Source organism: Oleiagrimonas sp. (genome assembly GCF_027858935.1).
In the GTDB taxonomy this organism is placed as follows: domain Bacteria; phylum Pseudomonadota; class Gammaproteobacteria; order Xanthomonadales; family Rhodanobacteraceae; genus Oleiagrimonas.
Window position 1 is genome coordinate 1 of sequence record NZ_JAQIBU010000185.1, and the last position, 9,042, is coordinate 9,042.

Here is a 9,042-nt window from a genome sequence, read left to right on the forward strand (position 1 = left end):
GGGGCGATCCAGAACGTATGTGACATGCGCCTGTCCACTACCCTGGGCAAGGCCCACCTGGACTATCTGATCGCATCGGTCAGCAACGCGTTGCAGGCGGTCGATGTGATGCAGCGACGGGCTGTTGCACCGTGAGCGACGTGTCAGCCGTCGCTGTCCGCCCCTTCGTCCGCGTCTTCTTCAGGCATGCCGCCCTGGATCAGATGCCTGGCAACCACCAGGGGCACGATCACCGCGACGATCAGCACCGGCCAACGCAGTACGCCCAACCAGTGCGAGGTAAGCGCCGCGAACTTGTAGGAAAGCAGGAACAGGGCAGTAGTCCAGATCGAAGCCGCCAGCACCACCGAAATCACGAAACGACGCAGCGGCATCGCGAAGAAGCCGTAGGTCGTATAGGCCGACATGCGCAGTCCCGGCATGAAGCGGACCATGAACACCCCGGCCACCAGACGTTCGTCCAGCCAGACCTTGAGCCTCGAGAATCGGCGTCCACGCGAAAGGCGCTTCGACAGGCGATTTTTTGCGATCAGCCGGCCCATCCAGTACAAGCCGATGTCGCCCAGCACGATGCCCGTATACAGCGAGGGCAATGCAACCCACGCATTGACCACGCCGTCGGCAACCAGCATGCCGGTGACCACCGTGGCAAGGTCTTCATGGATGAACGTGCCGGCGATGATGGCGATCCCGATCAACCAGGGCGCCTCGGCGGCGACCGAACGCAGCCAGGTTTCGAGTGGTGGCAGGGAGATCATGGCCAGGTTGCAGGTGCGGCAAAGCATCTCGTCAAGCACATCGGACCTCATCGCAGAAAGACAGTCGATCCGGTTGCGGCCCGCCGCTTACGCAATGGGGCCACACCGGTTCACCACATCGGAACAGCAGCATGATCAATCAAATCGCCCGGCGCCTCAGGATGGCGACTTCACCACGGACCGTTTCACTGATGGAACGGGCACCTCAATTTATCATCTATGCACTGCATGGGCCGTACTGCCTGTATCTGGCGTTGCGCTATCGCGGCCTGACGCTGCCCACGGTGGCCAACCCGGGACTGGAAGGCAGCGGCCTGACCAACGAATCGAAAACCGAACTGTTTGACCTGATGGGACCGGTCGGGCGTGAGCACCTGGCGCCGTACGTGACGGTCACCGCGGGCCCTGGTGTAATGGACCAGGCCCGACGCGCCATGGCCGAGACGGGGCTTAAGTTTCCCGTGGTGGCCAAGCCGGATATCGGTCGCCGCGGTTTCGGCGTCAAGCTGGTGCGAGATGAGGATGCGCTGGCCCAGCACCTGGGGCGCTTCGGCGCTGGCGTGCGCATGATGATCCAGCGTTACGCGGAAGGCCCCGGAGAGGTCGCGGTGTTCTACCTGCGCATGCCTTCGGAGCCACGCGGTCGCATCCTTGCCTTGACCATCAAGCACTTTCCGGAAGTGACGGGCGACGGTATCGCCACGCTGCGCGAACTGATCCAGCGCGAACCGCGAGCACACGTGTTCGCCAAGATCTATTTCAAGCGCAACCAGCGGCATCTCGAGCGTGTTTTGGCGGCGGGTGAGCGCTTCTGCCTGGTCACGGTTGGAAACCACGTGCGTGGTGCGGCCTTCGAAGATGGATCGCAACACATCACGCCGGCCATGAACGAGATCTTCGACACCATCGTGCGCGAAGTGCCGGGGTTCTATATCGGCCGTTTCGACGTGCGCTACACCACGCTGGATGCACTCAAGCGCGGCGAGGGCTTCACCATCGTCGAATACAACGGCGCCGGCGGCGAACCCACCCACATCTGGGATCCGCGCACCAGCATCGCAAAGACCTACGCCGGCCTGCTCGAGCACTGGAAGTACCTGTACATGGTCGGCGCCGAGAACCGCGCCCACGGCGCCAGGCCGATGCGCCTGCGCATGCTGCTGCGGCGCTTTTTCGACGAGCTCAAGCTTCTGCGGAAATACCCGGACGAAGAGTAGTTGCGTGAACATCCAAGGCAGGCGTCCGCTGCAAACCTGCGCCGCGCCGTTTTCACAGACGCCCAGCACAAGCGGAAACGAGTCCACCTTCGGCGATTGAATGCGGCACGGGGGACACATTCCTTGCCTTTCCCGCCAGACAGAGTGACTGCGTAAACATAAAAAAACCCGGCGCAAGGCCGGGTTTTTTTATCGCTTGGCGAACCGGATCAGAGGATCTGCACCTGATCGGCCTGCAAGCCCTTCTGGCCCTTCTCGACCACGAAAGACACGCGCTGGCCTTCCTGCAGGCTCTTGAAGCCAGAGGACTGGATCGAGCGGAAGTGAACGAACACGTCATCACCGCCGCCTTCGCGACTGATGAAGCCAAAGCCCTTGGCGTCGTTGAACCACTTGACGGTACCGGTTTCGGTCTCGGACATTGTTTTACTCCTTGGAACGGATGGAAGCCGCTTGGCGGCGAAAAGCTGGTTGCAAGGAGGAAAAGGGTTCAACGATGTAGTGCAACTTGGATCTACAGCATCAGGCCACGATTCAGAGTGACCCTTGAAACTCAGCCGCGCAAGATTATGTGCCCAGAGCCCAGAAAGCAAGCAAAAAATGCATTCCGCAAACAGGCTCCGTGCCCAGAACCAGCAAAAAGGGATCGAGATTGCTGCTCACGAACCAGTTTTGCTTGCAACAGGGCCCGTGATTGGAGCCGGCACCAGGCATCCTGCGGTCCGGAAACAAATGGCGGCAGTGCCATTTCCGGGCCCTTCCCGCACAAATTCCTGCTCGAGGTGATTTCAGTCCATGATCGCACCGCAGGAACCCGCACAGGTCCATACTCCGAGCGTACACCGGACCGTACCCTTCATTCGCAGGATCAAGCACATGGACGAATCCGCCTCGCATGCACGCAGCGATTCGGAACTGGCCGCTGCAAACCGTTCGTTCTATGACGTATTGTGGGGCGGCGCCCGATTGATCGAACCCGCACGATTCAATACCTGGCCGCTGGCCTCGCAACTGGCCGCCCACTCGCGCAGGTCGCTGGAAGTGGCGCCGGGCCTGCGTCCTCGCCTGCCTCTGGAAGGCACGCTGTTCCTGGACATCAGCAAGGCGGCCATATCGCGATTTCGATTGCGTGGCGCAACGGCCATGGTGGGGCTGATCAATGCCCTGCCCTTCGCGGACGCCTCATTCGACTTGCTGTGCACATTCGACATTGTCGAACACGTGGACGACGACGAGACCGCACTTGCCGAACTTTCACGTGTCGCCGCGCCTGGCGCGGTGCTGCTGTTGTCGGTGCCGCTGCACGAGGCCGCATGGACCGCGTTCGATGACTTTGTCGGCCACCGACGGCGCTACGAACCGCGCGCCCTCCAGGACAAGCTCCGGCGCCACGGTTTTGTCATCGAGCGCAGCGCCGTGTTCGGCATGCAGCCCAAATCCTCGCGGCTGGTCGACCTGGGCATGTGGTTCCTGACGCATCGCCGCGAACGCGCGATGTGGTGGTACAACCGTGTGTTCATGCCGCTGGGTCTGCGCATGCAGAAAAACCTGGACTGGAAACCCGGACTGACCGACCAACCGGATATCGACACCACCTTGCTGGTCTGCCGCAAACAAGCCTGAACAGCCCGGGTTACGCAATCAGGGCAAGGCAACGCTTGTGCCTGATCGCCGGCACGTTCAACAGTGCGGGTGGAGTGCAGCATCGGTCGGATCCACACCCTTGTTTCCGGATACGCTCAATCGCCGGGCGCGACCTGGCATGCGTGGTGAGCCCGAATCAGGAAATCAAAGTCGGGTCGCCACGATGAGCTGAAAGTTTCCATGGAAACAGGTGCTGCGTTCGCAACGCCAGCCACCCGCCTGCTGCAGCAGCGCGATGGGATCATGGCTGTTCCATAGCGTCAGCCCCAGCGGCTCGAAGACCTTGAAATAGATCCAGCTGAGCGCGCGCAACGGCCATATCTCCGGGCGATGGAATTCGGCAAGGAGCAGCCTGCCGCCCGCGACCAGCACACGACCGGCCTCGTCCAACGCGCGTATTTTCTGCGCGTGCGGCAACTCGTGCAGCAAAAAGAAAACGATATTCACGGCCACGGTGTCGTCGCCCAGATCCATGCAGGTGGCGTCATCCTTCAGGAAACGCACCTTGTGGCCGCAGTCAACCAGCTTGTTTTTGGCATGAGTGAGTTCGTTGGGGATGATGTCTGCGACCAGCACCTCACTCGCGTTGCTGACAAAAGCGGCCTCGACCACGCGCGGAATCATGTCGCCAAATGCGCAAGAAGTAATCAATACCTTGCTGCCATCCAGGTCGGTGCGCACGATTTCTTGGGTGATGCGTGCCACCAGCCGGTGATACTGGAACAACAGGATTGCCGAGATCAGCGGCTGGAAATCGACCAACCGGATCAGCCACATATGGGCATAGATGGGGTACACGTGCGCCGCCTCGTCGGACGAGCTGTGCGACAGGGTTCGCACCAGCAGCGCACCGCGGGTGGCGACGAAGAAAAACAATGCGGTGGCGCCCAACACGGCGGCCAGCACACCGAAGCCATCACCGAGCCATGCAATCACATCGTGTCCTCGAACCGCCGTTGCACGCGAGCCTCCCTGGCTTTACGGAAACGGTGGATTGCAACCAGCATAGGTGAAAACGCAACGCAACGCGCCACGGATCGCGGGCGGCTTGCCGATACCGGCCCCGATCCATGGAAAGCCAGCGGGCACACCCTACACTGGCTCTCGTTCATTCGCTTCAGGGCGAGGTCTCCCCGCTTGCAGCATGCGCGATTCGACCTGGTGGTCTTCGGCGCCACCTGTTTTGTCGACAGGATCGTGTGTCGTGTCCTGTGCGAACAACTCGGCAACACCTCCAGGTCCGCTGCCGCCGCACGCTTGCAAATGCACCTGAATGCATTGCACGGAGAACTGGGGCCTCAGGTGGACCATTGCCCACCCTGGATGCCGATGCGCACGAGGAGACCACCCTGCGCGCACTTTGCTCGCAGACCCGTTTAGTGATCACTACCGTAGGCCCCTATGCGCTTCATGGCGCAGGGTGGATTCAATGAATCGATGCAACACACTGAAGGCTGCAAAGGCAGCGGGAGTGTTGCAGATGCGCAAGCGCATCTATTACACGAAAAGCCAGAAAACGCTGATGTGGGAACGCTGGGAACGCGGCGAATCCGTAGAGCAGATCTCCCAATTGTTCGACCCGAACCATTACGGATATTGGCGTTGTCAGGCACGATCCAGCCACCTCAGCGCCGCCTTTCGTCACGGATTCTCAGCCTGGAAGAACGCGAGGAAATCTCACGAGACATCGCCGCGCGACAGTCGATCCGCTCAGTCCTCGCCTCGGTTGCCAGACAGTTGAACGAGCGAGCCAGGAAGACGTTGGGATATGAGACGCCAGCAGAACGATATCAATAAACTGGTGCGTCGATCAGTTGAATCCAAGATCGAATGACAGTCATGGAGCCGTCTGCACGAAGGCCCCCTGCTGCTGCTGCATGCGACGGGGTTGGGGGGCATGGGTGAGTCCAGGCCCTGGTCAACGGATGCAACGGAAGGGGCCCGAGATGAAAGCACACAGCCCGTATAAAGTGCGCTCCGGACCTCAGGGGTATGATATCGATATGCCGCTCGCCGCAACGGTGATCCGGGCGGTTCGCCTGGAGCCTATCGTGAGCATCCGTCGGGAAAACGCATGATCGAAACCAATCGCGCCCGCACCCGGCTCGAGAAAGCCTACCGGCAGCAGAACTGGCCCATGGTGCGGCACCGCGCGGCCATGCTTTTGCGCGACGACCCGGACAACGCCGAATTGCATTTCATGTGCGGCGTGGCCGACATGCAGACCGGCCAGGTGTCCGGGGCCGTGGAAGCCCTGGTCAAGGCATCGAAGCTAGAACCCGAACGACCTGACTACCTGGCCCATCACGCGCAGGCGCTGGCACGCATGCGCAGGTTGCGCGAGGCCTGCGAGGTCGCCGACCGGGCCATGGGGCTGCCGTTCGAGGATGCGCGCACGGCCGAACAACTTGGCCAGGTATTCCTGCAGGCGCTCGCGCTGGAACGCGCCGCGGACGCGTTCCGACGCGCCGTCACGCTGAAGCCCGGGCAAGCACCCTTGCGCTTCCTGCTCGGCTACACCCTGGCCGCGCTCGGCGATGCGAGGGCCGCGCAACGGCAGCTGGAACAATGCATCGACCTGGAGCCGCGCCACTGGCCGGCACACCTGAGTCTGTCCAAGCTGCAGCAACAGACCCGCGAAACCCAGCACATCGAACGCCTGCGTACACTGCTGTCCAGTCACTCCGGGGACCTCGGCGCGCAGATCTTCCTGAACATGGCGCTGGCCAAGGAACACGAGGACCTGGAGGAGTATTCCGCGGCTTTCGAACATTATTCGCGCGGCAAGGGGGCGGCACGGTCCACGCGCCCGCCCTCGGCCGAACGCGACCAGCGGATGTTCGAGGCGCTGATCCGCGCCTTCCCGACACCACGGCCCAAGCCTGGAGGGCGGGAAACACCTGACGCGCCGATCTTCATCGTCGGCATGCCGCGCACCGGCACCACGCTGCTCAACCGCATGCTGTCCAACCATCCGATGGTAGCCGCGGCGGGCGAGCTGCAGCATTTCCCCACCCTGCTGCAGCAGGCCTCGGGAAGCCCGATCGCGCTGCTTTCGCAGCCGGACATCGCCGCCCATCTGGATGGCATCGACTGGACCCGGCTCGGCAAGGACTACATCGACAGCGCACGCCCGGTGGGGACGACACAGCCACGCTTCACTGACGACATGCCGCACAATTTCCTGTATGCCGGTTTCATCGCCCGCGCGCTGCCCCACGCGCGCATCGTCTGCCTGCGGCGCGATCCGCTGGACACCTGCCTGGGCAATTACCGCCACCTGTTCCAGCTGGAATCGGGGTTTTACGACTACTCGCTGGACCTGCTCGACACCGGTCGCTACTTCATCCAGTTCGACCGCTTGATGTCCCACTGGCGCGAAGTGCTGCCTGGACACATCCTCGAGGTGTCTTACGAGTCGCTGGTGTCGTCACCGGAAACCGTCATGCGCCAGGTACTGCCGTTCTGCGGCCTGCCCTGGGACGACGCATGCCTGCATTCGGAAAGCAACACCTCACCGGTCAATACGCCCAATGCCTGGCAGGTCCGAGCCCCGATCTACACCGCCGCGGTGGGTCGATGGCGTCGTTATGCTCCCCAGCTTCAAGCCCTGCAGCAACTGCTGGCTGACCCCGAACTGCGGCAGGACCTCTCGGCGTAAGAACCAGAACCGGGCTGTAGGCTGCCAGCGACAGCCTGTGCAGACCGAGGAGAAAAGCTGCAGGGAACACCAGGACTCAAGTTCCGGCCCTTCCGATCTCGAACGCAAAACGATCACGGCACGTGGCGATCCGGACTTATCTGATCCAGCCCGCTGGTCCACAATGGGTCGATGTTATCGCCTATCGTTCTTCGCACATCTCATCGCGGCACCTGGACTGTCAAGGCCCTGACCCTCTTTGTCGCACTGCTGCTTGTCCCCATCGCCGGCACGGCCACGCCTTGGCGCCATGCCCATGCAGATCCGAACGTACTTTGGCATTTCGTGCATGACCAGTGCGCACCAAAGGCCAGCCGTGGCGTGTATCCCCCCTTGCCATGCGTCGAGGTCAATCTTCCGCACAACACGCAACAGGGATACGTGGTGTTCAAGGATCGCGCGGGACGCTACCAGTACCTGGTGCTGCCTCTTGCGCACATCACCGGCATCGAAAGCCCCGAACTTGTCGCACCCGATGCACCCGATTATGTAGCCGATGCCTGGACCGCGCGGATGTATGTGGAGGCGGCGCTGCACAAACGGGTACCACGCGACATGCTGGGTCTGGTGGTGAACTCGGCCCGCGGGCGCAGCCAGAACCAACTGCATATTCACATCGACTGCATCGCGCCAGCCGTGCATGCCGAACTGCAGCGCCTGCAACCCGGCATCACGCGACACTGGGCCATGCTGCCCATACATCTTCCCGATTCCATGCATGGTCGTGCGTACATGGCCCGATGGATCGCCGGCGCCACGCTCACGGTCAATCCATTCCGTCTGCTGGCCCATGCGCTTCGTACCGGGGACTCGATGGCCAATCACAGCCTGGTCGTGGTCGGCGCGCGTGATAAGCAGGGTCGCCCCGGGTTCATCCTTCTCAGCACGCGTGCCGATCCCGCAACCGGCAACAACGGCAACAGCGACAATCTGCAGGACACCACCTGCACCCTCGCCTCGCCCCCGTCAAGTACCCAGGGCGTTGCCCGGGCTCAGTGATCGCCCGCAATACCCTCGAGGCGATCCTTCAACGGTGCGGGTCGCGGCAGGTCGTCGGTGGGCCGGTCCAGGTAGAAATACGCCGTGGCGCTCCAGTCATCGCGGCGATAGAAATTGGTCCAGCCGTCCGGAAAATCCTTGTCGGCCAGTTGCGGCGGATGAGCCATGTCGAGCAGGTTATGGATATGCCCGGACACGTCCACGCTGATCGGTTTCAGCGCTGCGCCGGCTGCAGCCACCTTGCGTACCTGATCGCGCGGCCCACCACCGATCTGCTGCACGGTGATGCGGATGTCCTTTTGAAAATGCACCGGGTCCGGGCCGAGATAGCGATAGCAGGCCCAGCGCCTGCGCTTTTTGTCGGAGATGATGCAGCCGCTGTAGCGGTCAATGAACGTGCTCATGCCCCAGGCGGTGCCCAAGTAGTCCTCGAACCCGGTGCCGGCAATGCTGGGATGCGCGCGATCGCCGTCCAGGAAGATCTTCACCTCGCCCTCACCCCACCACAGGTCGCCATAGGCAGGGTCCGCATGTACGCCGAAGTTGGCGCCAATGAACGTGCCGCGTCCGTGCACGCGGGGCAACAGGACGAAATCCTTGCCCAGCGAGGGCGATGCGCGGTGCCACCAGGCATGGAAATAACCCATGTCCGCGGGCGCGTGCTTCCAGCGATCGAAATTGACGTTGTAGTACAGGTGGGTCAGGTCCGTGTCCGAGTCGTTGT

At 62.1% G+C, this 9,042-nt stretch carries 8 protein-coding genes and 1 pseudogene; 5 read left to right on the top strand and 4 right to left on the bottom strand.

Annotation, left to right across the window (positions count from 1 at the left end; all coding sequences use genetic code 11):
* Positions 1-143: 143 nt before the first annotated feature.
* The gene (locus tag PF446_RS06905; RefSeq protein WP_298070545.1) at positions 144-758 is read right to left on the bottom strand and encodes a DedA family protein; all 615 of its coding nucleotides are present in this window, start codon (positions 756-758) and stop codon (positions 144-146) included.
* A gap of 131 nt (positions 759-889) precedes the next feature.
* Here PF446_RS06905 and PF446_RS06910 point away from each other — a divergent pair, with 131 nt between their 5' ends.
* The gene (locus PF446_RS06910) at positions 890-1,975 is read left to right on the top strand and encodes a hypothetical protein (protein ID WP_298070547.1); all 1,086 of its coding nucleotides are present in this window, start codon (positions 890-892) and stop codon (positions 1,973-1,975) included.
* A gap of 209 nt (positions 1,976-2,184) precedes the next feature.
* Here the strand turns inward: PF446_RS06910 and PF446_RS06915 are convergent, their stop codons facing one another.
* Positions 2,185-2,397: a cold-shock protein gene (locus PF446_RS06915; protein WP_298070548.1), complete on the bottom strand. Its 213-nt coding sequence runs from the start codon at positions 2,395-2,397 to the stop codon at positions 2,185-2,187.
* Positions 2,398-2,851: 454 nt separating this feature from the next.
* Here PF446_RS06915 and PF446_RS06920 point away from each other — a divergent pair, with 454 nt between their 5' ends.
* Positions 2,852-3,598: a class I SAM-dependent methyltransferase gene (locus PF446_RS06920; RefSeq protein ID WP_298070550.1), complete on the top strand. Its 747-nt coding sequence runs from the start codon at positions 2,852-2,854 to the stop codon at positions 3,596-3,598.
* A 165-nt stretch (positions 3,599-3,763) separates the two neighbouring features.
* Here PF446_RS06920 and PF446_RS06925 read toward each other — a convergent pair whose 3' ends face one another.
* On the bottom strand, positions 3,764-4,555 hold the full coding sequence (locus PF446_RS06925; protein ID WP_298070552.1) for a class I SAM-dependent methyltransferase: 792 nt from the start codon (positions 4,553-4,555) through the stop codon (positions 3,764-3,766).
* 538 nt (positions 4,556-5,093) lie between these two features.
* On the opposite strand from PF446_RS06925, the pseudogene PF446_RS06930 reads away from it, so the two are divergent.
* From PF446_RS06930 to PF446_RS06940, 3 genes and pseudogenes are all read left to right on the top strand, one after another.
* Positions 5,094-5,383 (top strand): annotated as a pseudogene (locus tag PF446_RS06930) (IS30 family transposase); the annotation flags it as partial.
* A gap of 310 nt (positions 5,384-5,693) precedes the next feature.
* A complete protein-coding gene (locus tag PF446_RS06935; protein ID WP_298070555.1) occupies positions 5,694-7,280 on the top strand; it encodes a tetratricopeptide repeat-containing sulfotransferase family protein in 1,587 nt (528 codons plus the stop codon).
* Positions 7,281-7,451: 171 nt separating this feature from the next.
* Positions 7,452-8,318, top strand: coding sequence for a CDP-diacylglycerol diphosphatase (locus PF446_RS06940; RefSeq protein WP_298070557.1), 867 nt, complete (start codon positions 7,452-7,454; stop codon positions 8,316-8,318).
* Here PF446_RS06940 and PF446_RS06945 read toward each other — a convergent pair.
* Positions 8,312-9,042 (bottom strand): DUF2961 domain-containing protein (locus tag PF446_RS06945; protein ID WP_298070559.1); only part of this gene is annotated, 731 nt, incomplete at its 5' end. The two genes, PF446_RS06940 and PF446_RS06945, sit on opposite strands and share 7 nt — an antisense overlap.

Excerpts from the sequence above, each read along its gene's own strand:
- PF446_RS06905 (WP_298070545.1), bottom strand. The coding sequence starts at position 758 with ATGATCTCCCTGCCACCACTCGAAACCTGGCTGCGTTCGGTCGCCGCC.
- PF446_RS06910 (WP_298070547.1), top strand. The coding sequence starts at position 890 with ATGATCAATCAAATCGCCCGGCGCCTCAGGATGGCGACTTCACCACGG.
- PF446_RS06915 (WP_298070548.1), bottom strand. The coding sequence starts at position 2,397 with ATGTCCGAGACCGAAACCGGTACCGTCAAGTGGTTCAACGACGCCAAG.
- PF446_RS06920 (WP_298070550.1), top strand. The coding sequence starts at position 2,852 with ATGGACGAATCCGCCTCGCATGCACGCAGCGATTCGGAACTGGCCGCT.
- PF446_RS06935 (WP_298070555.1), top strand. The coding sequence starts at position 5,694 with ATGATCGAAACCAATCGCGCCCGCACCCGGCTCGAGAAAGCCTACCGG.
- PF446_RS06940 (WP_298070557.1), top strand. The coding sequence starts at position 7,452 with ATGTTATCGCCTATCGTTCTTCGCACATCTCATCGCGGCACCTGGACT.